Source organism: Microbacterium sp. NPDC012755 (genome assembly GCF_042901325.1).
GTDB classification, from domain to species: Bacteria; Actinomycetota; Actinomycetes; order Actinomycetales; family Microbacteriaceae; genus Microbacterium; species Microbacterium natoriense.
The window spans coordinates 952,351-972,262 of sequence record NZ_JBIBCT010000001.1 but is presented as its reverse complement, the minus strand read 5'-3'; the positions used below and the strand labels follow the sequence as shown (position 1 = coordinate 972,262).

Below are 19,912 nucleotides of genomic sequence, written 5' to 3'. Positions count from 1 at the left end.
GCGGGGCGGCGGATGCTGGGGGCATGAGCGAAGACACCCCCATCCCGCAGTTCGGCCCCGAAGCGCGGCGTGCGCTGTTCCACGATCGCATCCTCGTGCTCGACGGCGCCCTCGACGACGACAACGGCACGCTGCTGATGACGCAGCTCCTCGCCCTCTCGGCCGAGGACCCCGTGGCCGACATCGCGCTGTGGATCCACTCGCCCGGAGGCTCGGTTCCCTCGATGCTCGCGATCCGCGACGTCATGAGGCTCGTGCCGAACGACGTTTCGACGCTCGCCCTCGGCCTCGCCTGCAGCGCCGGGCAGTTCCTGCTCTCCGCGGGCACGAAGGGCAAGCGCAGAGCCCTGCCGCACGCGCGCATCCTCATGCACCAGGGGTCGGCGGGCATCGGCGGATCGGCGGTCGAGATCGAGACCCAGGCCGACGACCTCCGCCACATGCGCGACACCGTGCTCGGGCTCATCGCCGGCGACACCGGTCAGCCCCTGGAGCGCATCTTCGAGGACTCTCTCCACGACCGTTGGTACACGGCGGAGCAGGCGCGCGACTACGGCTTCATCGACGAGATCGTCGGCTCGTTCGCCGAGATCATGCCCCGCAGACGCGCCCGCGTCGGGCTGGGGGCGGACGCATGAGCAGCTACACGATCCCGAACGTGATCGCACAGCATCCGCGGGGCGAGCGCGTCATGGACGTCTATTCGCACCTCCTCGCCGAACGCGTGATCTACCTCGGCACCGGCATCGACGCCGGCGTCGCCAACGCACTCATCGCGCAGCTGCTGCACCTCGACGCCGACAGCCCCGAGAGCGGCATCCAGTTCTACATCAACAGTGAGGGCGGCGATCCAGGGGCCGCTCTCGCGATCTACGACACCATGCGGCACATCCGTCCGGTGATCGCGACGACGTGCGTCGGCCAGGCGATCGGCCCCGCGGCGCTGCTCGTCGCATCGGGAGCACCGGGTCAGCGGTCCGCCCTCGCCCACGCCCGCATCGTGCTGCATCAGCCCGCCGGGCAGTCGCGCGGCGCGATCCCCGACCTGATCCTCGCGGCCGACGAGGTGGTGCGGGTGCGCGCGGACATGGAGGAGATCCTCGCCAGGCACAGCGGCCGCACGGTCGCCGAGCTGCGGGCCGACACCGACAGGGACCGCGTATTCGCGGCATCCGCTGCCAGGGACTACGGCCTCATCGACACCGTGCTGGGGGAGCGGGGCTGACCCCGGACGCCGTGCGGGGCGCCGGTGCGACAGGGAACGTGTCGGATGCGCGGTCGCGGTTCCCGCGGTGCCTGACGTTCTGTCGGCCCCGAACCCGCTCTGTCGGCGCGCCTGCACGCACCGCGCTGACAGAGTGTCGGGCCGTCGGGCCGTGGGGGAGACACAGGCGACGGATGCCGGATTCGCGCCGACAGAACGGCACCCGCGCCGACAGAGTGTCGGGCCGTGAGGCCGTGGAGGGCGAGGCGACGGGATGCCGGATTCGCGCCGCTCCTCAGGCGGCGAGGGCGAACGCGCCCCGCACGGCCGAGAGGGCGGATGCGGATGCCGGCTCCGACCGCAGCTCGTCGGCGACGGCGCTGGTGAGCTCGATCAGGGACGTGTCGAGGGCGCCGGCGATCGCTGCGATCATCTCGCTCGACGGCTCCTTGAGTCCGCGCTCGACCTCCGAGAGGTACTGGGGTGAGACGCCCGCCTTCTCTGCGGTCTCCGTGAGGGTCTCGTCGCGGTCGTGGCGTCGTCGGCGCAGCTGGTCGCCCAGCAGCTGCCGCCACAGCGGCTCGGGCTCGGAGGGGCGACGCGGTGCACGGGGGAAGGGGACGAGTGCGGCCATGCCTCACGGTACGTCGGGCCGTGGCGCGGCATCCATCGATTCTGCTCTGAGCAGAACGCGTGCGTACGATCTGAGGGTGACCGCGTACTTCGAGCGGCTCTCCGACCGCGCCTTCCGGGCGACGGATGCCGTGCAGGGAGCCTGGAACACCGCAGAGCAGCACATCGCACCGACGATCGGCCTGCTCGCCCACCTCGTGGAGCAGCACCGCGATGCCCGGCGCGACGACGGACTCGTGCTCGCCCGCCTCTCCTACGACATCCTCGGTGTGCTGCCGATCGACGTGGTGGAGGTGGAGATCGCCGTCGTCAGGCCCGGCCGCACGATCGAGCTCGTCGAAGCCACCCTCAGTCACGGGTCCAGGCCTGCCGTGATCCTGCGCGCCTGGCTCATGCAGACGGCCGACACGGCGGCGCTCGCCGGAGGTGCGCTCCCGATCATGCCGCCGCTCGACGCGCACGCCGACTGGGCCCCTGGCGACATCTGGCCGGGGGCCTTCATCCGCTCCGGCGACTTCCGTCACGACGAGGCCGAGCCGGGGAGGGCGTCCGCGTGGGTGCGCCCCCATCATCCGCTGCTCGACGGCGAGCGCATCAGCGCGACCGCTCGGGCGCTGGGCGTCGTCGACGTCGCGAACGGCGTGAGTCCTCGTGTGCCGATCGGCTCCGCGTTCTTCCCGAACGTCGACCTCACCGCCCATCTGTTCCGCGAGCCCGACGAGGGCTGGATCGGCCTCGACACCACCGTCACGTTCGGAGCCGCGGGCATCGGTCTGACCCACACGGTGCTCAACGATGCATCCGGGCCCTTCGGGGTGTCGATGCAGAGCCTCACGGTCCGCCCGAGCGCCTGATCACGCCGGGGTCGATCCTCGGGCGACCGGTGCGTCGGCGCGGGATGCTTCGGAGCGTCAGGCCTCCGTGGTGAGGCGGACGGATGCCGCGGCATCCGTCGCCGCCCAGCTCGCCAGCAGCCCCAGCTTCTCGGCGGACGCCGAGCCGGGCTCCGCGGTGTACGCCGACAGTTGGAGTCCGGGGTCGGCGGGAAGCTCGAACGCCTCGTAGGTGAGCTCCATCTCGCCGACGACCGGGTGGTTGATGCGCTTGCGGCCCGTGCGATGGAAACGCACGTCGTGCGCCGCCCACAGGGTGCGGAACCGGTCGCTGCGCGTCGACAGCTCTCCGACGAGATCGGTGAGCTTCTTGTCGAAGGGGTTGCGGCCGGCCTCGCCGCGCATCGCGGCGACGAGCTCCTGCGTGTTGCGCTCCCACTCGGGGTAGAACTCCTGGGCGGCAGGGTTGAGGAACGCGAAGCGCGCGCTGTTGGGCCGCGGCTCCGCGAACACGGGGGCGTACAGCGCCCGGCCGAGCGCGTTCGCCGCGCGGTAGTCGAAATGATTGTCGCGCACGATCGCCGGCGCCTCGGTCATCGCGTCGAGCAGACGCAGGATGCTGGGCCGCAGCTGTCCAGGCTTGGTGCGGGGCGAGCGCGGAACGGGGCCGGCGTTGGCGGAGCGAGCGAGGTCGAACAGGTGCGCGGTTTCGGCCTCGTCGAGCTGGAGCGCGCGGGCGAGGGCGTCGAGCACGCTCTCGGACGCCCCGGACAGGTCTCCGCGCTCGAGGCGGGTGTAGTAGTCGACGCTGACGCCCGCCAGCAGCGACACCTCCTCGCGCCGGAGCCCCGGCACACGCCGGTTGCCCCCATACACGGGGAGTCCGGCCTGGTCAGGGGTGATGCGGGCGCGCCTCGACGAGAGGAACTCGCGCACCTCGCTGCGGGTGTCCATGCCTTCGACCGTACGCCCTGTCGGCTCCACGAGACAGGTACTGACGGTACCTCGCACGGCGGGCCGCGCGTTCGGGCTGGGTTCGCACGTTCGGGCTGAGGTTCTCCCGGCATCCGTCCTCCCGAGCGTGTTCTCTCCTCCCGAGCGTGCTCTCTCGTTCGGGGCCTGAGGGCGTGCACGCGGGCCGCACGTTCGGGCTGGGCGTGAGGCGTGCACGCCGCGCCGCACGCTCGGGCTGAGTTCGCACGCTCGGGCTGAGTTCGCACGTTCGGGCTGAGGTTCTCCCGGCATCCGTCCTCCCGAGCGTGTTTTCTCCTCCCGAACGTGCGGGCGTGCGAGGCCGCACGCGTCAAGCCGCAGCGCACCCGCACCCCCCCCAGCACGACCCCGCACCGCACGACCCTGCACCGCACCCCCCGCACCGCACCCCCCCGAAGCACGACCCCCGAAGCACGACCCCGAGGCTCGCGCGCTACAGGGCGGCGGTGATCCCGGGCAGGAGCTTCGAGAGGATGCCGCCCAGCTGGTCGCGCTCCTGCGCGGTCAGCGGATCGAGCACCAGCTCGCGGATCTGCGCCACGTGCACCGGGGCCGCCGAGCGCAGCAGTTCGCGTCCGGCATCCGTGAGTGCTGCCGTGAGGGTGCGCTTGTCGCTGCTGCAGCTCGTGCGGGTCACCCACCCCCGCTCCTCGAGCGAGTCGATGGCGTGACTGAGGCGTGAGCGGCTGAGTCCGGCGATGTGCGCCAGCTCGGTCATCGGGATCGCCCTGTCGGCCTGACCGGCGAGGGTGATGAGGATCGCGTAGTGCGCGTGGTTGAGTCCGGTCTCGGCCTTCAACGCCCGGTCGAGCACCTGCGGCAGCAGCTGCACGAAGCGGATGGTCGGCAGCCAGGTCGCCATCTCGGCGTCGTCGAGCCGCCGCTCGCTCATCAGGCGGCCGACAGGTCGAGCGTGTGCGAGGTGTGGTCGCGCTTCGCCTGCAGGTACCGCGTGTTCGCCTCCGACAGGTGGACGCCGGTCGGGATGCGCTCGGCGACGCGGATGCCGAGCTCTTCGAGCTGCACCGCCTTGTCGGGGTTGTTGCTGAGCAGGCGGATGCCGTCGACGCCCACGGCGCGCAGCATCTGCGCGGCGACGGTGTAGTCGCGCTCGTCCTCACCGTGACCGAGGGCCACGTTCGCCTCGTAGGTGTCGAGTCCCGCGTCCTGCAGCGCGTAGGCGTCGAGCTTGGCGTAGAGGCCGATGCCGCGACCCTCCTGGCGCAGGTAGAGCAGGAAGCCGCCCTCGTCGGAGATCCGCTCGACCGCTTCGCGCAGCTGCGGACCGCAGTCGCAGCGCTCCGAGCCGAATACGTCGCCCGTGAGGCACTCGCTGTGCGGGCGCACGAGGGGTGCGTCGCCGCCCTCGGCCGCGCGCTCCATCGCTCCGCGCCAGTCGCCGAGTCCCAGCAGCAGGTGCTCGCGTCCGTCGACGAGACCGTCGAAGGTGACAACGTCTGCGGTGGTGGAGAAACCGTCGGCGAAGCGCATCGGCACGCGCACACGGGTCCGCTCTGTGGCGATCGGAACGACGGTTGAAGTTTCAATCATGTCTGGTGCAACGCGGACGCCCCGTCTCTATTCCCGGCATCTCCCGGTCACGATCGGGTTGCGGAGTCGCGGCGTTCTCAGCGTGTGGCGTAGAAAGGGAGGATGACGAAGGGGGCGAAGAGGGCGCTGTGGATCGTCCTCGGCTGTCTTCTCCTGACCACCGTGCTGTTCGCCCCCGTGTTCGGGGCTGGCATGTGCGTGGACGCTCAGGACTCCGCGAACTCGTACTGCCGCGAGTGGCAGACCTCGCTCATCGGGCTCGAGACCACGCCGTGGATGTGGCTGGCACTGAGCGCTACGGCCGTGGTCGTCGCGCTTCTCGTGGTGCGTCCGTTCCGCGCGAACGACTCGACGCCCCCGGAGAGCCCGCTCCCCGGCGACGACCTCACGTGACGTCGACGAGTGCACGGCATCCTCGCGTCGACAACCCGTGCACTCGCCGAGTCCGCGTGACGTCGACGGCGACCGCGGGGGACAGAAGGGTCAGGGCTGTCTGCGGGGGCGGATGAGCTTGAGCTCGCTGGCGAGGATGCCCAGCACGACGAGCCCGCCGCCGATCAGCGCGGTGACGGGCAGACGCTCGCCGGCGATGCGTCCGACGACGGCCGCCCAGACCGGCTCCCCGGCGTAGATGATCGTGGCGCGGGTCGGCGACACCGACTTCTGCGCCCAGTTCATGGTGAGCTGGATCAGGCAGCTCGCGGCTCCCAGACCGATGGCCGCCCCCACCCACACCCACGAGAACGCGGGAACGCCCTCGCCGACGATCGGCATGGTGAGGATGCCGAGCACCCCGGCCGTGAGCAGCTGCACGATCGTGACCCTGCCGAGGTCGACGCGGGTCGCGAAGAAGCTGATGAGGATGATCTCCGCCGCGATCGGCAGCGTGCTGATCATCGTGGCGAACTCGCCGGGGCCGAGCGTGAACGTGAGGGCGTCCGGCCCCGCGATCAGGAGCAGTCCGACGAACGCGAGCCCCGCCCCGACGAACGCCATCACGGGCGGACGCCTGCGGAACACCGCCCACTGCGCGAACGGCACCAGGGGCACGTACATCGCCGTGATGAATGCCGAGGTGCTGGAGTCGATGGTCTGCAGTCCCACGGTCTGCAGGCCGTAGCCGAGGTGGATCATCACGCCGATCGCGGCGCCCGCGCCGATGTCGCGCCAGCGGATGCCGCGCAGCGACCTCCGGAAGATCACCACGCTGATGAGACCGGCCACGAGGAACCGGATGCCGACGAAGAACCACGGCCCCGAGTGCTCCATGGCCCAGTGCACGAGCAGGAACGTGCTGCCCCAGACCGCGGTGATCGCGACGAGCGCGACCTCCTGAGGGCGGAGACGCATCCAGCGGAGACGAGCGGGCATTCGGTGCCTTTCTCGATCTGCCTCCCCGAGCCTATCGCCGACGCGGCGTCCGTCACCGGCATCCCCTTTTCGCGTTCACAGCGTTCGGACGGCGGGCGAATCGTCGGCGGGGAGGCCGGTGTGCCGGCGGGATTCTCCGGATGCTGCCGACACACCCGCCGACCGCGCCGACAGGATGGCCCGTCCGCGGTCGGACGCCGCCGCGGCCCATGACGGAATGCGACCGGATCGGCGAGCCGCGGGTCGCCGGCGGGTAGCCTCGCCCCATGAGCAACTTCGTGACCGCCGCCGAACTCCACGACCTGCTGACCACGGGCGCGCCCGTGCGCGTGATCGACGTGCGCTGGCGGCTCGACCGTCCGGACGGACGCGGCGAGTACCTGGAGGGGCACGTCCCCGGTGCGGTGTACGTGCCGCTCGATCAGGAGCTCGCGACGCACGGGGAGCCGTCAGAGGGCCGGCATCCGCTCCCGTCCACCGCGACGCTGCAGGCGGCGGCCCGCCGCTGGGGCGTGCGCCCTGGCGACACGGTGGTCGTGTACGACGACGCCAAGGGCATCGCGGCGGCGCGCGCGTGGTGGCTGCTGCGGCAGGGCGGGGTCGACGTGAAGGTGCTCGAGGGCGGCATCCGCTCCTGGAAGGCGGCCGGTCTCGACACGACGACCGACGACGTCGCGCCGGAGGCCGGAGACGTCGTGCTCGCCGAGATCGGGGCGGACGCGATCTCCATCGACGAGGCCGCGGCGTTCCCGGCATCCGGAGTCCTGCTCGACGTGCGCGCGCCCGAGCGCTACCGCGGCGAGACCGAGCCGCTCGACCCGGTGGCCGGCCACGTGCCCGGCGCCCGCAACCTGCCCACCGTGCTGCACTTCGACGCCGAGGGGCGGATCCTCGATCACGACACCGTGCGGGCGACCTTCGCGTCGGTCGGCGTCACCCCCGGCACGGCCGTCGCCGCGTACTGCGGTTCGGGCGTCACGGCCGCGCACACCGCGCTGATCCTCGACGAGGTCGGCATCCCGGCGAAGGTGTTCCCCGGTTCGTGGAGCCAGTGGTCGAACACCCCCGGCCGCCCCGTGGCGACCGGCGATCAGCCGGGCTGATCCGTCCGCTCCCCGAAGCCCCAGCGCAGCTCCACCGTGCCGGGGCCGAACGCCCTGCGCACCTGATGGATCGACGACCGGCCCTCGAGCGACAGCGGGGCGAGGTGGATGCCGGTCGGCGTCTCGATCTTCTCCTCGATCCAGTCCGGCAGCGCGTCGGGGTGGAATCGCGTCCAGACCATCAGTTCACGGCACTGCCGGGCGACCGCATGACCCGTCTCGCGCGTGGGCGGATAGTCGTCCGGGTAGGCGATGGACCACTCGATGACCGCGGTGCCGGGGGCGGTGAGAGGGCTCTCCAGCTCGAACAGCGCGCCGTGGACCTCGCCGGTCGGGTGCGAGTACCGCGCCGAGATGCTGCCGCCGGAGACCGCGTCGAGCAGCGGCGCCGGAGTGCTGATCCCGGGGCTCAGTTCGAGGAAGGGGATGGCCGACACCGTGCCGACGGTCGACTGCACCACGCTGCGGGTGATGCAGCGGAAGACGTTCCCGTCGGCGTCGACGTCGGTGACCGAGTGCGTCGTGAGCTCGCGGCTCGTGTCGGGGTAGGGGGTTCCCAGGGCCTCGAAGGTGTCCTTCACCGCCTGTTCGAGCTCCTTCTCGTCGAGGGGGAACTGGTTCGGCCCCAGAGGACCCGTGCGGTTGGTGCGGCCGAGCAGAGCGGTCAGCGCCCCATCGGGGAGGTGCAGCAGCTCCTCGATGTCGTGCAGCGCCGCCATCGACTGCACACCCTCGGGGCGTCGAGCCCCGGACCGCCAGTAGCTCAGCGTCGCCATCGACACCCTGTTGCCGCGGACGCGGAGCTGCTCGTGCAGCCACGCGAGGGTCACGCCTCTGGCGTTGATGCCGTCGCGGAGAGCGGCGGCGACAGCGTCCGTCCCGGACGTGCGGAGAACTTTCTTCGAACTCATCACAGGCCCCCTCCGGTATGTGAAGATCTTCGTCCTAGAGTGAGCTTACGACCGCGCACGTGCACCTCAGGGGACGGAGGTGCCGGAGTGGGTCACTTGGCTGTGTCGCCGCAAGCAGGGTGCCCGACCTTGCACGACCAGCCTGGCGCAGTGATGCCCCCCTCGCTGCGTATGTCGTGGGGCCTGGTGATCGATCTGGGGAGATCCACCCGGCCCCACGAACGTCTCCGGGCGCGGCCACAGCTCTCCGCGCCCGCGCGTAGACTGGGTGAGACACCTCGGAGGACCCTGCTCGTCATGTCTGCCCCTGCTCGCACGTTCACCGTGCGCCACGTCCAGTTGGTGCGCGCGCTGTTCGCCGCGGCCGCTGCGCTGATGATCACTTTCTCGCCCGACCACTCGGCGGCGGTGGGACTCGCGGTCTTCAGCGGCTTCGCCCTGACCACCGCTCTCGTGCTGGCCCTCTCGGCCTGGCTCGTCTTCCCTGCGGGATCACGCTGGCCGTACGTGCTGCTCGCGGCCCTCGGGTTCCTGTTCGGCATGGCGGGCGGCGTGCCCGCCTGGCGCACCGACGACCTGTTCTTCGTCATCGTCGTCGCCTGGGGTGTCACCACCGGGGTGGTCGAGCTCATCGCGGGTCTGCGAGCACGGCGTGCCGGAGAGCCGACCGCACGCGACGCGATCACCGTGGGCGCGTTCGGCATCCTGCTCGGCATCCTGCTGCTGGCGATCCCCGCCGGGTTCACGCAGCCCTACGCGATCAAGGACGCGGGGGAGTTCGTGCTCACCGGCATCATCCTCGGCGTCGGCATGTTCGGCGGGTACGCCGCGATCGTGGCGGTGTTCCTCGGCATCGCGGGTCTCACCCCGAAGCGAGCGGATGCCGTCGCCACGGCATCCGATGACGGACTGAGCGCGGCCGAGGCCGCGCGCGGAGGAGAGCGATGAGCGACGAGAAGCCCACCAGACGGGACATCCTGCGCCCCCTCCACCTGCTCGGCATCGCGCTCGGGTGCGGTGTGTTCGCCGCGCTGGTCACGCTGATCTCCACCGGCGCCTTCACGTCGCGCGTCAACACCGCGATCGCCAACGGCACCTATCAGGGGCTCACCCCGATCGCGCTGGGCCTGGTCGTCGGCGGGGGCGCGTTCATCGTGACGCTGCTCGCTCTGGCCATGCTGATCCTCGCGGTCGACCCCGCCGACGTCACGAAGACGGTCGATCGGCCCGTGCTGTACGACCCCGAGACCGAAGGCGACGCCGAGTCCGAGTCACCGAAGGGCACCGCCTCCTCCTGACCGGCATCCTCCGCCGACTCGGAATAGTCCTGCACCGCGGGGACTTGTCCCTGTGGTGACTGCCTCGATCGACCGCGCCTCCATCGGACTCCGATCGGAACGCGGACCGGTCCTCGCGGCGCTCATGCTCTCGACCGGTCTCATCGCGATCGACGCGACGATCCTCGCCACCGCGGTGCCCAGCATCGTGCGGGATCTCGGCAGCTACCAGCAGTTCCCCTGGTTGTTCTCGGTGTACCTGCTCGCCCAGGCCGTCAGCGTGCCCATCTACTCGCGCTTCGCCGACACCGTCGGACGCAAGCCGATCATCCTGCTCGGCATCGGGCTCTTCCTCCTCGGCTCGATCCTCTGCGGCTTCGCGTGGAGCATGCCCGCGCTGATCCTGTTCCGCATCATCCAGGGACTCGGCGCCGGCGCGGTCGCCCCGATGTCGATGACGATCGTCGGCGACATCTACACGGTCGCCGAGCGCGCCAAGGTGCAGGGGTACATCGCGTCCGTGTGGGCGATCTCCTCGGTGGTCGGCCCCGCCCTCGGAGGCATCTTCGCGCAGCTGGACGCCTGGCGGTGGATCTTCTGGGTGAACATCCCGCTGTGCCTGATCGCGGGGTGGATGCTGCTGCGCAACTACGAGGAGAAGAAGCAGACCCAGCGCCACCGCATCGACTACGCGGGGGCCGTGCTGCTGACGGTCGGGCTCACCGGTCTCATCCTCGGGATGCTGGAGGGCGGCAACGCGTGGGCGTGGCTGTCCCCGCAGAGCGCGCTGTGCTTCGGCATCGGCGCGCTGGCCCTCGTCGCTTTCGCCCTGGTCGAGCGCCGGGCCGCGGAGCCGATCGTCGACCTGCGGCTCGCCGCACGCCCGCTCATCCTCACGACCACGATCGTCTCGCTGGGCATCGGCGCGCTCATGACCGGCGTCACCAGCTTCGCTCCGGCCTACCTCGAAGGATCGATCGGCATCGCTCCGCTGTTGTCGGGGCTCGCGGTCGCCGCGCTCACGCTCGGCTGGCCGATCTCGGCGGCCAACGCGGGGCGCCTCTATCTGCGGATCGGATTCCGCCGCACGACGCTCACCGGCATGAGCATCACGACCGTCGCCGCGATCGCGCTCGCCGTCGTGTCGCCGTGGCCCAACCCGTTCTCCGTGGCCGCGATCGCCTTCGTGCTGGGCTTCGGTCTCGGCTGGAGCGCGGCGCCGACGCTGATCGCCGCCCAGGCGTCGGTCGGCTGGGGCGAGAGGGGCGCCGTCACGGGCATGAACGCCTTCGCCCGCTCGGCGGGAAGCGCACTGGGCGTCGCCGTGTTCGGTGCGATCTCCAACTCCGTGATCGCACAGGGAGCCGGCCCCGACGACCCCGCGACGATCATCTCGGCATCCGTCTGGGTGTTCGTCGGCGCCGCGGTCGTGGCCGCGCTGACCCTGGCCGCCGCGTTCTTCATGCCCCGAGACTCCGTGGAGGAGCACTCCGGCGAGGCGCCGGCGCGATCCTGACACCGGAGCGTTCAGTCGAGCCGCACGACCCCGGTCTGCACAGCACGGATCAGTACCTGGACCCGATCGCGGACGTCCCATTTGGACATCACGTTACTCAAGTGGGACTTGATCGTCGCCTCGGTGACGGTCTCAGCCCGCGCGATCTCGGAGTTCGACATCCCTTTCGCGAGCAGTCTCACGATCGCCGCTTCGCGCGGAGTGAGCTGTTCGTCGTCTCGGAGCGAGGCCGGGTTCTGGGGAGGGCGAGACGAGGCGAGTGCATCGACGAGAGTTCGAGTAACCTCGTCCGACATGACGCGCAGGCCGCGGTGGGCGTCGCGAACGGCGGAGACGATGACGGCGGGCTCCGAGTCCTTGAGGAGGTATCCGACCGCTCCGGACTGCAGCATGGGGAGCACGCTGCCCAGGGTGCCGAACGTGGTGACGGCGAGAACCTTGATCTGCGGTTGCTCTGCGCTGAGGCGCTGCGTCGCGGTCACGCCGTCCATGACAGGCATCCGCACGTCCATCACCACGACGTCAGGGGAGAGCTCTGCGCAGTGCTCGATGGCCTCGAGACCGTTCGTCGCGGTGCCGACCACGGAGATCCCGTCGACCTCTTCGAGGAACACGGTGAGCGCGCGGCGGATGAGGAGCTCATCATCAACCACGACAGTGCGAATCGGTTCCACTCCTCCACGGTACGCCCCGGCCCGGTCAGACCTCGTGCGATCGATCGTTCTCCTACGAAAGTTTCGTGATACCTCTCCTTTCGGCGGAGGCGACGGCGTCCCTCCCCGGGAATAATCGAGGCCGATGAGGGGAGGCGCGCCTATGTGGGAAACGCTCTGCAAGCTGCTGAAGATCTGCAGTTGACACCCCGCCCAGCGGGGTTCGGGATAATGAGGCGCATGCACAGTGAGCAGGTCGGGTCCGGTTCGCTGGGCACGCGTGTGGGAACAGAGCTGCGCACGTTCATCCCGCTCGGGATCGTCGAGCGGTGGGCGCTCGTCGCCTTCGTCTGCGCTGCGGTCGTCGTCAGTGTTGCCGTCGCTGCACTCGACGGGTTCGAACGCCCGGGAACGCTCGGGCTTGAGATCCTGCTCAGCCTCGCCTTCCTGCTGGCTCTGTGGAATGCCACCGCCGTCCCCATCGCCCTCCTCATCCTCGTCGCCTGCTCGAGCCCCCTCACGGGATCGAGTCTCATCGAGAGCGAGCAACAGGCTCTCCTGGCCTTGGCGATCAGCGGAGGGGTGGTCGTCCGCTGCTGCACGACGATCGTGCAGGTCCTCTTCGCCCTTGCATTCCTCGTCGGCATCGCGGTCGTGTACTCGAGCGCGGAGTCCGCGTCGTCGACGGCGAGCCTCGTCGTCCTCGTGCTCGTCGCCGCCGGCTCCGCCCTGCTCGGCGCCGTCCTGCGACTGCAGGTGACGCGGGGTATGCGGACGCGGGCCGCGTTGACCGAGGAGAGACTCCGCAGCTCTCGGATCGTCCAAGACGAGCGGCAGCGGATAGCCGATGATTTGCACGACGTGGTGGCGCACGATCTGACCGGTATCGCGATGCACGCCCAGCTGCTCGCGAGAACTGCGGATGAAGAAGAACGTCGCAGATCTCAGGACGCGATACTGGCCGCCAGCAGGCAGGCGCTGACGGATCTGCGCAGGGTCGTCAACGTGGTCCACACCGAGCGTCCGGAGGCCGTGGGCGCGATTCCTGGATATGACATCGCCGGGGCGATCGATGCCCTGCGGCACGAGCTGGTCGCCGCGGGGTACGAGGTGCGGGTGGACGTGAGGGCCGGCATCACCGGAACCAGTCGACTCACCGTGAGTGCGATAGAACGCATCCTGCGGGAAGCGGGCACGAACATCATCAAGCACGCGCATCCTCCGCAGCTGGTGTCGATCGAGGTGCGGCGAGACGAGGACGTACTGCGGTTGCGCGTCTGGAACTCCATGACCATCTCGGCGGCGAGGGCCGCCCGGCTCCCCGGCAGTGGATACGGCACCATGCGGATGCAGGAGCGCACCCAGCTTCTCGGCGGACGGTTCATCGCACGCCCGGATGGCGATGGCTGGCTCCTCGACGCGGCTCTCCCCGACGCGTAGACGCTGTCATCAGCCTCGTCGAAAGACGGAGACGGCCTGAACTTTCGGATGAACTCGGCCGTCTTCCCTTGTCCTCGGAAGGTTGAGATCGCGAGCATGTACCCGTAGTCGGAGGGCGCTCATGCCGAGCGTCACGGAGTAGATGTGGAGAAGACGTGTCTGTACTAGTGAGTCGGGTCAACGGGGACTCCCGTCTGTCCCGGATGACCATGGACAACGGGTACGCCGATGTCCTGGCGGAGGTCCCCGTGCTTGCGACTCCGGCTGCGCTCGCGGCCGCCGGAGCATGGGTCACCGCCAACAAGGCTGCCGCCGCCGGAGCGGCGGCATTCGGTGCGCTGTTCGGCGCGGGCGTCTGGGTCGGCGTCGCGAACGCGAAGTGAAAGGCGGAAGACCATGAACACCATGCTCATCGAACGCGTCAACAACGATTCCGCGCTGCGCTCAGTGCCCTTCGACGTCACGACGTCAGCACTCGCCCAGTGTGAGATCCCCGTGCTGGCCACGCCCGCTGCCGCCCCGGCCGCTGCGGCGTTCTGCCCCGGGTTCGCTGCCGGCTTCAAGGCGGCGGCCGCCGGTGCTGCGGCATTCCTCGCCGGCTTCGGCTTTGGGCAGGCTATTGGCAAGGCCTGATCAGCGGGGACTGACCCGACGCCGTCGACGACCTGAGAGAAGCAGTGCCACAGCACGTGCTCTCCAGGCCGTCGACGGCGCCGCGTCCGGCCTCACCTCCACCGCGGCTCTCATCGCAAGCGAACGGATGAGCGCAGCGACGCAGGTGCTGAGCAGCCTCGAGTTCCTCGCCAGCAGGAGAGACCAGCGCGCCGGCGGGCTCAACGACTGGGAGATCGTCCGCGACATCTTCCGCGACGCGATGCCCAGGATGATGCCGCTCCTCGACAGAATCGGCAAGGAGCGCACCGAGACGGTCATCCATCTGGGGCGCATCGCCGCCGGGAGCAGTCTCTTCCTGCCTGCATCCGTGCGAGCCCACCGGAGCGCGGCGAACGCCTATCTCGCCCTGACCGCGCTCCTCCTCCATCCCAAGCACTTCTACGGCTCGGACGGTTCCGATCAGCTCGCCTTCCTCGTGCAGTCGACCGCGGCGGTGGCACATCTGGGGGACAAGCCTCGCCGTCGTGAAGCGGGGTTGGTCTTCCTCGCAGCGCAGGCCGGACTCTCCTATGTCGTGTCCGGCGTCGTGAAGCTCGCGAGCCGCACGTGGCGCTCTGGGGAGGCGCTCCCGGGGGTTCTCCGCACGCGCACCTATGGCGACGAGCGTCTGTACCGGTTCCTGAAGAAGCATCCGAGGCTCTCGCGGTTCGCCGCGCACGGCGTCCTGAGCGCGGAGGTCGGCTTTCCGCTGATCTTCTTGATGCCCACCCCGATCGCCTTCCTCGGCATCGGCGGGATGACGGTCTTCCACCTGCTCAACGCACGGTTCATGGGGTTGGCCAGATTCGTCTGGGCGTTCCTCGCGACGTATCCGGCGGTCATCTTCGTCATCGCCAACCGGAGAAGAGCGTGAGACACCACATGCAGACCAGGCTTCCGCACATGCTGGCCGTGGCGGTCGGCGGACTCGTCGGCGGAGGGATCATCGCGGCGCAATGCGGTCACCTCGTCGCAGGAGCGGGTGAGTTCCTTCGATATGACGCCCCTTCCGGCAATCGTCTCGCTTATGAGCTCGTCGGAGAGCACGCCGATCCATCCGCGCCGCTCATCGTCCTGGAGAGCGGGCATCAGGCATCTCATCGCTACTGGCACTGGGTCGCACTCGATCTCGCACGGACTCATCGAGTCCTCATGTACAGTCGTGCAGGCTACGGGGCGAGCGAGTATCTGGCGCGTGGCACATACTCGCTCCAGGAATCGATCGACGATCTCGTCGACCTGGTGGAGTCCGTCCGCGACGGACGAGAAGTCCTGCTCGTCGGTCATTCGCTGGGCGGATACCTCGTCCACCGCATGGGCGGCGCGGCCCCGTTCCCGGTGCATTCCATCGTCTTGATCGATCCGACCCATCCAGAGGAGATCGTGCGGATCCCGTCGAGGCGCGAAGGAGCGAAGCTGCTCGATCGCTCCCACATCACAGTGGTTCCGTCGTTGCGACTCGGATGGGGGCTGATGCTGGACACTCCTGAATGGCTTGCGGATCTCCCTGCACCCGTCAGACGCGCACTCCGCGCGGAGTTCCGGGATTTCGGAGCCTGGGCGGCCACCCGTCGAGAATGGGACAGCCTGCACCAGCTCTTCCGCTCGCCGCCGCCTCTTCTCTCTGTGACCGTCCCCGTGTGGGTGGTCGCCGCATCGTTGACGCTGGAGACCGCGTACGAGCAGCGCCAGCTGTTCGACGAGTACATCTCGGCAGGTCGCGGCGGTGAATACCGCGTCATCGACGGCGCCACGCACCTCACCGTTCTCAGCTCACGCGATTACGCGTCGCAGCTCTCCGCCATCGTGAGAGAGACACAGAACGTCAAGGAGTCCGCATGAAGGCGTCGCGTCGTCCACGGCCCCGCACAGGCTTGGCGCTCTCGATCCTGATCGAGCTCGTCTTCTGCGCGTGGTGGATCGTGACGCTCTTGAGCCAACATGCACAACGCACATTCGACAGACTGCGACCGCTTGATCGGATCGGCTTGGTCATTCCGAACTGGCGCTTTTTCGCTCCGGAGCCGGCTGTGCATGATTTCCACCTGCTGTATCGGACGCGTGATTCCGCGAGTGCGGTCAGCGAATGGGCGGACGCCTTCTCCGTCGAGGAACGGAGGTGGCGTCACGCAGTCTGGTTCCCCGCCCGACGACGGGAGAAAGCCGTCTTCGACGTGTGCATCGACCTGATGGGGCTCGGTGCGCGCCCGCTCGACCAGCGTTCTTCGGCGCCCTCTCATCGCCTCGTCGCGAACGCCGTCCGGCGGATGCTGAAGGATGACGGTGTCGTCGACGTGCAGGACTTCCAGTTCATGCTCGTGCTCTTCACGGGGTACGAGGAAAGCGGGTCGCCCGACTATCGGTTCGTCTCCGCTCCCGTTCCGTTCGAGGAGACCGCCGATGTCCCGTGACCAGGGCACGCTCGCATATGACGACTCGTTCGCGCGGGCGTACGACGACATCTTCAGCGACATGGCGGAGAACGCCGCGCCTGTGGACTTCCTCGCCGCGTGTTTCGAAGGCGTGGAAGTGCTCCTGGAGCTCGGGGTGGGAACGGGGCGCATCGCGCTTCCCCTGGCCGGGCGCGGGTACCGGATCATCGGCGTCGATGATTCCGGCGCGATGCTCGAACGACTGCACGCGAAGGATGCGACCGGGGCGGGAGTCGATGCGCGTCAGGCGGACATGGCGGACCTGGATCCGCAGATCCGTGCCGGCGGCGTCTACTCGGTTCTGGGATCTCTCTCCTGTCTTCTCGATTCCGAGGCACGACGCCGCGTCTTCGCCCAGGCGGCTGGGGCGGTCCCTGCCGGTGCGCGCTTCGTCTTGGAGGTCTACAACCCGGCAGTCATCAGATCGATGCATGCGGGTCGCCGGGACCCCGTGTCCGTCGATCTCGACTATCCCGGGCGAGGCACGCTGACGTCGCGGTACACACTCAGTGCGGACGGCAGCGTCTGGTCGGCAGACCACAGGTGGCAGGCGCGATCCGAGGTGACGACCTTCCACGAGGCCCTCGCACTCGTCGACCCCCTCGACATCGTCGCGGAAGCCGACCCGTGGTGGCGACCTGTCGCGCTGTTGCGGGACTGGAGCGGCGCGCCTCTCGATGCCGAACAGGGGGCACTGTTGGTCGTGGTCCTCGAGAGGAACAGCGAGGAAGGGGCATCATGATCGACGTCGAGGGCGTCTCGAAGACGTTCGGTTCCGTGCGCGCGCTGCGTGACGTGTCGTTCTCCGTCCCCGGGGGGAGGATCACAGGTTTCGTCGGGAACAATGGAGCAGGCAAGAGCACGGTCATGCGTGCCATCGTCGGCCTTCTCGAGCCGGATCAGGGGCGGGTCCTTGCCGACGGGCGGGTGATCGACTCGTCGTACCGCGCCGACATCGGATACATGCCCGAAGAGCAGGCGCTGTACCCGGAGATGCCGGTGCGCCGCCAACTGCTCTTCTTCGCGCGTATCGCAGGGCTGCGCGGAGTCCATGCCCGGGAAAGGGTCGATGAGCTGCTGGAGCTGCTGGGTCTCACCGATCGTGCGAGCGATCGCGTGTCCACCTTGAGTCTCGGCAACAGGCAGCGTGTGCAGCTCATATCGGCACTCGTGCACCCCCCGCGTGCGCTGGTGCTCGATGAGCCGTTCTCCGGCATGGATCCGACCGCGGTTGACTACATGGAGCGCACTCTGAGACGCTTCGCCGCCGAGGGCGTACCGGTGCTGTTCTCGAGCCATCAACTCGAGCTCGTAGAGAGGCTCTGCGATCGCATCGTGATCATCGCCGACGGTCGCATCCTGGCATCCGAGGAGCTTTCGGACCTGCTCGCCGCTGAGGCGTCCGCCTTCACCATCTCATTCGACGCCCGCACGCCGTTCGACGGCCGAGGATATGCAGATGACCAGGTGCTGCACCTCAGCGACGACCGGAGCCGTCTGGTGATGAAGGCCGGGAAAGCCGAGATGGCCGGCATCGTCCGCGACCTCGCCGATCGGTACGCGGTGATCGGGGTCGAACCGACTCGGTCCACACTGACCGAGATCTACCGCGAGCGCGTCACGAGAGGGGCCGAGGCATGAGCTCGTCGATTCGGCAGGTATCGCTCGTCGCCGCGAGAGAGATGGAGGTCGGCTTCCGCTCGAAGCAGTTCTACGTGAGCATGGGCGTGAGCCTTGTACTCATCGTGGCGATCATCCTGCTGCCCCGCCTCTTCGGCGGAGGGATGACGAGCACCTCGGTCGTGTCGGTGGACGGCACCGCGGAGCAGCGCGCCGTGTTCCTGGAGTTGGTCGACGGCACCCCCGGCTTCGTCTTCCTCGATGCGGATGACGCCCAGGGTGTCGATGCCGACCTCAACATCGACCTGGATTCGGAACGCCCAAGGGTCGAGGCGACCTACTCCTCAGAGCTCGTCAAGGCCGGTGGCCTCATCCCCTACGTACAACTCGTCGCGGAGCGTGAGCATCAGTCGGGAGGCGGCGCATCCGTTCCCGACCTCACCCCTGAGACCGTCTTCCTCGAGGATGACAGCGGACGGGGCGCCCGCATCGCGCTCGCATACGTGCTGTCGATCCTCCTCTTCCTCCAGATCGCCGGGCTGGGGTCATCCGTGGCGCAGGGAACGCTGGAGGAGAAGGGGAATCGCGTCGTCGATGTGCTGTTCCCGAAACTGCCTCCCACACGCATGCTCGTGGGGAAGGTGCTCGGGATCGGACTTTTCGGAGCGGTTCAGATGCTCCTCCTCGGTGCGGTGGGTGTTCTCACGGTGCTGTGGGCCGGCGAGGAGGCGATCCGAGGAGACATCGTCCCTGCGGTCGCAGTGTCGCTGGGTTGGTTCGTCCTGGGGTACCTCTTCATCGGGTTCTTGAGCGGATCCGTCGCCTCGACAGTGACGCAGCCGGAGCAGTTGTCGACCGTGATGCTGCCGCTCCAACTGCTCAACGGTGCAGTGTTCGTCACTGCTGTGCTGTCGTTGCAGGCGGTCGAGTCGACATGGGTGCGGATGCTCAGCATGCTGCCGCCGTTCTCCGCGATCCTCATGCCCATTCGGGTTGCGGCGGGAACCGTGCCGTGGAGCGATGTGCTGATCGCGGTGGCGATCGCGATCCTCGCGATCCTTGCCTGCCTCGCCGTCGGCGGTCGCGTGTACCGCCGGTCCGTGGTGGGAAGGTCCCTTCACGTGCCCTCACGAGCAACGGAAGGAGGTTGAGGTGGATATCGCATCGATCATTCTCATCGCGAGCATCGTGGTCGTCGCTCTCGTTGCGCTGGGCTTCTTCAGCGCGAAGAAGCGACAGAAGTAGCGAGTATCGGCTGCGTCGACTTCCCGTGACGTCGTCGAATGCACGGGTTCTCGACGCGAGGATGCCGTGCACCCGCCGAGTTCACGTGCACTCGGCGGGCGGCCGGCAGCGTGACGCAGGGGAGAGCGGGTCAGCTGCGGGGGCGCTTCTTGATGTCGTCGAGCATGGCGCGGAGCTCGGCCTCCTGCGCCTTCTCCTGCGCCGACTCCGGGTCGTATGCGCGCAGCCGCACGCTGACCTCGTCGAGCAGGTTGTCCACGGCATCCGCGTCGTAGCCGGTGCCGAAGAACGGCACGTTCCGGAACTGCGCGAGCACGATCTCATCCACGCGGAGCGCGGGGCGGAACCCGCGCTCCCCGGCCCTCAGCGCCTCCCCGCACCGCGCGAGGAACGCGTCGACCTCCTCGACGTCGTACCGGCTGCCGGTGCGACGCAGCGGCAGCGTCGCCGCCGCGAGCTGTGCGCTGTCCATCCGG

General features: G+C 68.9%; 25 protein-coding genes. 17 read left to right on the top strand and 8 right to left on the bottom strand.

What is annotated here, in order from left to right; all coding sequences use genetic code 11:
• The first annotated feature begins 23 nt into the window (after positions 1-23).
• Positions 24-638 (top strand): ClpP family protease, encoded by a 615-nt coding sequence (locus tag ACFY5A_RS04630; protein WP_387232068.1) that lies wholly within the window; start codon positions 24-26, stop codon positions 636-638.
• Entirely contained in the window at positions 635-1,225 is a 591-nt protein-coding gene (locus ACFY5A_RS04625; RefSeq protein WP_341940909.1) for an ATP-dependent Clp protease proteolytic subunit, read from the top strand. Before ACFY5A_RS04630 ends, ACFY5A_RS04625 begins: the two co-directional genes overlap by 4 nt.
• Before the next feature lie 274 nt (positions 1,226-1,499).
• Here the strand turns inward: ACFY5A_RS04625 and ACFY5A_RS04620 are convergent, their stop codons facing one another.
• Positions 1,500-1,838, bottom strand: coding sequence for a helix-turn-helix domain-containing protein (locus tag ACFY5A_RS04620; protein ID WP_387232065.1), 339 nt, complete (start codon positions 1,836-1,838; stop codon positions 1,500-1,502).
• A gap of 76 nt (positions 1,839-1,914) precedes the next feature.
• Here ACFY5A_RS04620 and ACFY5A_RS04615 point away from each other — a divergent pair, with 76 nt between their 5' ends.
• A complete protein-coding gene (locus tag ACFY5A_RS04615) occupies positions 1,915-2,691 on the top strand; it encodes a thioesterase family protein (protein ID WP_387232063.1) in 777 nt (258 codons plus the stop codon).
• Positions 2,692-2,748: 57 nt separating this feature from the next.
• Here the strand turns inward: ACFY5A_RS04615 and ACFY5A_RS04610 are convergent, their stop codons facing one another.
• From ACFY5A_RS04610 to ribA, 3 genes are all read right to left on the bottom strand, one after another.
• Positions 2,749-3,624, bottom strand: a complete 876-nt coding sequence (locus ACFY5A_RS04610; protein ID WP_105677533.1) for a helix-turn-helix transcriptional regulator — start codon at positions 3,622-3,624, stop codon at positions 2,749-2,751.
• A gap of 472 nt (positions 3,625-4,096) precedes the next feature.
• Positions 4,097-4,555 (bottom strand): MarR family winged helix-turn-helix transcriptional regulator, encoded by a 459-nt coding sequence (locus tag ACFY5A_RS04605; RefSeq protein WP_386949817.1) that lies wholly within the window; start codon positions 4,553-4,555, stop codon positions 4,097-4,099.
• The gene (gene ribA / locus ACFY5A_RS04600; RefSeq protein ID WP_105677470.1) at positions 4,555-5,214 is read right to left on the bottom strand and encodes a GTP cyclohydrolase II; all 660 of its coding nucleotides are present in this window, start codon (positions 5,212-5,214) and stop codon (positions 4,555-4,557) included. Before ribA ends, ACFY5A_RS04605 begins: the two co-directional genes overlap by 1 nt.
• A 102-nt stretch (positions 5,215-5,316) precedes the next feature.
• Here ribA and ACFY5A_RS04595 point away from each other — a divergent pair, with 102 nt between their 5' ends.
• Positions 5,317-5,607, top strand: coding sequence for a hypothetical protein (locus ACFY5A_RS04595; protein ID WP_341940912.1), 291 nt, complete (start codon positions 5,317-5,319; stop codon positions 5,605-5,607).
• Between the two features lie 90 nt (positions 5,608-5,697).
• Here the strand turns inward: ACFY5A_RS04595 and ACFY5A_RS04590 are convergent, their stop codons facing one another.
• The gene (locus ACFY5A_RS04590) at positions 5,698-6,585 is read right to left on the bottom strand and encodes a DMT family transporter (RefSeq protein ID WP_341940913.1); all 888 of its coding nucleotides are present in this window, start codon (positions 6,583-6,585) and stop codon (positions 5,698-5,700) included.
• A gap of 266 nt (positions 6,586-6,851) precedes the next feature.
• On the opposite strand from ACFY5A_RS04590, the gene ACFY5A_RS04585 reads away from it, so the two are divergent.
• The gene (locus ACFY5A_RS04585) at positions 6,852-7,688 is read left to right on the top strand and encodes a sulfurtransferase (protein WP_387232060.1); all 837 of its coding nucleotides are present in this window, start codon (positions 6,852-6,854) and stop codon (positions 7,686-7,688) included.
• On the opposite strand, the gene ACFY5A_RS04580 is transcribed toward ACFY5A_RS04585, so the two are convergent.
• Positions 7,676-8,599 (bottom strand): hypothetical protein, encoded by a 924-nt coding sequence (locus ACFY5A_RS04580; RefSeq protein ID WP_341940915.1) that lies wholly within the window; start codon positions 8,597-8,599, stop codon positions 7,676-7,678. The two genes, ACFY5A_RS04585 and ACFY5A_RS04580, sit on opposite strands and share 13 nt — an antisense overlap.
• Before the next feature lie 297 nt (positions 8,600-8,896).
• Between ACFY5A_RS04580 and ACFY5A_RS04575 the strand changes: the two genes are divergently transcribed.
• Genes ACFY5A_RS04575 through ACFY5A_RS04565 form a run of 3 tightly spaced genes read left to right on the top strand, consistent with a single transcriptional unit; the run spans position 8,897 to position 11,392 of the window.
• On the top strand, positions 8,897-9,547 hold the full coding sequence (locus tag ACFY5A_RS04575) for an acyl-CoA synthetase (RefSeq protein ID WP_387232058.1): 651 nt from the start codon (positions 8,897-8,899) through the stop codon (positions 9,545-9,547).
• Positions 9,544-9,897, top strand: a complete 354-nt coding sequence (locus tag ACFY5A_RS04570) for a hypothetical protein (RefSeq protein ID WP_105677477.1) — start codon at positions 9,544-9,546, stop codon at positions 9,895-9,897. Before ACFY5A_RS04575 ends, ACFY5A_RS04570 begins: the two co-directional genes overlap by 4 nt.
• Positions 9,898-9,952: 55 nt before the next feature.
• Positions 9,953-11,392 carry an MFS transporter gene (locus ACFY5A_RS04565; protein WP_387232056.1) on the top strand — a complete coding sequence of 480 codons (1,440 nt, stop codon included), beginning with the start codon at positions 9,953-9,955 and terminating at the stop codon, positions 11,390-11,392.
• Positions 11,393-11,403: 11 nt separating this feature from the next.
• Here ACFY5A_RS04565 and ACFY5A_RS04560 read toward each other — a convergent pair whose 3' ends face one another.
• Complete coding sequence (locus tag ACFY5A_RS04560; RefSeq protein ID WP_387232054.1) at positions 11,404-12,066, bottom strand: response regulator; 663 nt, start codon at positions 12,064-12,066, stop codon at positions 11,404-11,406.
• Positions 12,067-12,285: 219 nt separating this feature from the next.
• Between ACFY5A_RS04560 and ACFY5A_RS04555 the strand changes: the two genes are divergently transcribed.
• From ACFY5A_RS04555 to ACFY5A_RS04515, 9 genes are all read left to right on the top strand, one after another.
• The gene (locus tag ACFY5A_RS04555; protein WP_387232052.1) at positions 12,286-13,485 is read left to right on the top strand and encodes a sensor histidine kinase; all 1,200 of its coding nucleotides are present in this window, start codon (positions 12,286-12,288) and stop codon (positions 13,483-13,485) included.
• Positions 13,486-13,688: 203 nt separating this feature from the next.
• Entirely contained in the window at positions 13,689-13,868 is a 180-nt protein-coding gene (locus tag ACFY5A_RS04550; protein WP_387232050.1) for a hypothetical protein, read from the top strand.
• 13 nt (positions 13,869-13,881) lie between these two features.
• Entirely contained in the window at positions 13,882-14,118 is a 237-nt protein-coding gene (locus ACFY5A_RS04545; RefSeq protein ID WP_387232048.1) for a hypothetical protein, read from the top strand.
• A 127-nt stretch (positions 14,119-14,245) separates the two neighbouring features.
• On the top strand, positions 14,246-15,013 hold the full coding sequence (locus ACFY5A_RS04540; RefSeq protein ID WP_387232046.1) for a hypothetical protein: 768 nt from the start codon (positions 14,246-14,248) through the stop codon (positions 15,011-15,013).
• The gene (locus ACFY5A_RS04535; RefSeq protein ID WP_387232044.1) at positions 15,010-15,981 is read left to right on the top strand and encodes an alpha/beta fold hydrolase; all 972 of its coding nucleotides are present in this window, start codon (positions 15,010-15,012) and stop codon (positions 15,979-15,981) included. Before ACFY5A_RS04540 ends, ACFY5A_RS04535 begins: the two co-directional genes overlap by 4 nt.
• Entirely contained in the window at positions 15,978-16,550 is a 573-nt protein-coding gene (locus tag ACFY5A_RS04530; protein WP_387232042.1) for a hypothetical protein, read from the top strand. The genes ACFY5A_RS04535 and ACFY5A_RS04530 overlap by 4 nt, the downstream gene beginning before the upstream one ends.
• Positions 16,540-17,313: a class I SAM-dependent DNA methyltransferase gene (locus ACFY5A_RS04525; RefSeq protein ID WP_387232040.1), complete on the top strand. Its 774-nt coding sequence runs from the start codon at positions 16,540-16,542 to the stop codon at positions 17,311-17,313. The genes ACFY5A_RS04530 and ACFY5A_RS04525 overlap by 11 nt, the downstream gene beginning before the upstream one ends.
• Entirely contained in the window at positions 17,310-18,212 is a 903-nt protein-coding gene (locus ACFY5A_RS04520) for an ABC transporter ATP-binding protein (RefSeq protein ID WP_387232038.1), read from the top strand. The genes ACFY5A_RS04525 and ACFY5A_RS04520 overlap by 4 nt, the downstream gene beginning before the upstream one ends.
• The gene (locus ACFY5A_RS04515) at positions 18,209-19,342 is read left to right on the top strand and encodes an ABC transporter permease (protein WP_387232036.1); all 1,134 of its coding nucleotides are present in this window, start codon (positions 18,209-18,211) and stop codon (positions 19,340-19,342) included. Before ACFY5A_RS04520 ends, ACFY5A_RS04515 begins: the two co-directional genes overlap by 4 nt.
• A gap of 224 nt (positions 19,343-19,566) precedes the next feature.
• Here the strand turns inward: ACFY5A_RS04515 and ACFY5A_RS04510 are convergent, their stop codons facing one another.
• Positions 19,567-19,908: a hypothetical protein gene (locus ACFY5A_RS04510; protein WP_386949839.1), complete on the bottom strand. Its 342-nt coding sequence runs from the start codon at positions 19,906-19,908 to the stop codon at positions 19,567-19,569.
• Positions 19,909-19,912: the final 4 nt, after the last annotated feature.

Coding starts and splice junctions, on each gene's coding strand:
- ACFY5A_RS04630 (WP_387232068.1), top strand. CDS start 24: ATGAGCGAAGACACCCCCATCCCGCAGTTCGGCCCCGAAGCGCGGCGT.
- ACFY5A_RS04625 (WP_341940909.1), top strand. CDS start 635: ATGAGCAGCTACACGATCCCGAACGTGATCGCACAGCATCCGCGGGGC.
- ACFY5A_RS04620 (WP_387232065.1), bottom strand. CDS start 1,838: ATGGCCGCACTCGTCCCCTTCCCCCGTGCACCGCGTCGCCCCTCCGAG.
- ACFY5A_RS04610 (WP_105677533.1), bottom strand. CDS start 3,624: ATGGACACCCGCAGCGAGGTGCGCGAGTTCCTCTCGTCGAGGCGCGCC.
- ACFY5A_RS04605 (WP_386949817.1), bottom strand. CDS start 4,555: ATGAGCGAGCGGCGGCTCGACGACGCCGAGATGGCGACCTGGCTGCCG.
- ribA (WP_105677470.1), bottom strand. CDS start 5,214: ATGATTGAAACTTCAACCGTCGTTCCGATCGCCACAGAGCGGACCCGT.
- ACFY5A_RS04595 (WP_341940912.1), top strand. CDS start 5,317: ATGACGAAGGGGGCGAAGAGGGCGCTGTGGATCGTCCTCGGCTGTCTT.
- ACFY5A_RS04590 (WP_341940913.1), bottom strand. CDS start 6,585: ATGCCCGCTCGTCTCCGCTGGATGCGTCTCCGCCCTCAGGAGGTCGCG.
- ACFY5A_RS04585 (WP_387232060.1), top strand. CDS start 6,852: ATGAGCAACTTCGTGACCGCCGCCGAACTCCACGACCTGCTGACCACG.
- ACFY5A_RS04580 (WP_341940915.1), bottom strand. CDS start 8,599: ATGAGTTCGAAGAAAGTTCTCCGCACGTCCGGGACGGACGCTGTCGCC.
- ACFY5A_RS04575 (WP_387232058.1), top strand. CDS start 8,897: ATGTCTGCCCCTGCTCGCACGTTCACCGTGCGCCACGTCCAGTTGGTG.
- ACFY5A_RS04570 (WP_105677477.1), top strand. CDS start 9,544: ATGAGCGACGAGAAGCCCACCAGACGGGACATCCTGCGCCCCCTCCAC.
- ACFY5A_RS04555 (WP_387232052.1), top strand. CDS start 12,286: ATGCACAGTGAGCAGGTCGGGTCCGGTTCGCTGGGCACGCGTGTGGGA.
- ACFY5A_RS04550 (WP_387232050.1), top strand. CDS start 13,689: ATGACCATGGACAACGGGTACGCCGATGTCCTGGCGGAGGTCCCCGTG.
- ACFY5A_RS04545 (WP_387232048.1), top strand. CDS start 13,882: ATGAACACCATGCTCATCGAACGCGTCAACAACGATTCCGCGCTGCGC.
- ACFY5A_RS04540 (WP_387232046.1), top strand. CDS start 14,246: ATGAGCGCAGCGACGCAGGTGCTGAGCAGCCTCGAGTTCCTCGCCAGC.
- ACFY5A_RS04530 (WP_387232042.1), top strand. CDS start 15,978: ATGAAGGCGTCGCGTCGTCCACGGCCCCGCACAGGCTTGGCGCTCTCG.
- ACFY5A_RS04525 (WP_387232040.1), top strand. CDS start 16,540: ATGTCCCGTGACCAGGGCACGCTCGCATATGACGACTCGTTCGCGCGG.
- ACFY5A_RS04520 (WP_387232038.1), top strand. CDS start 17,310: ATGATCGACGTCGAGGGCGTCTCGAAGACGTTCGGTTCCGTGCGCGCG.
- ACFY5A_RS04515 (WP_387232036.1), top strand. CDS start 18,209: ATGAGCTCGTCGATTCGGCAGGTATCGCTCGTCGCCGCGAGAGAGATG.
- ACFY5A_RS04510 (WP_386949839.1), bottom strand. CDS start 19,908: ATGGACAGCGCACAGCTCGCGGCGGCGACGCTGCCGCTGCGTCGCACC.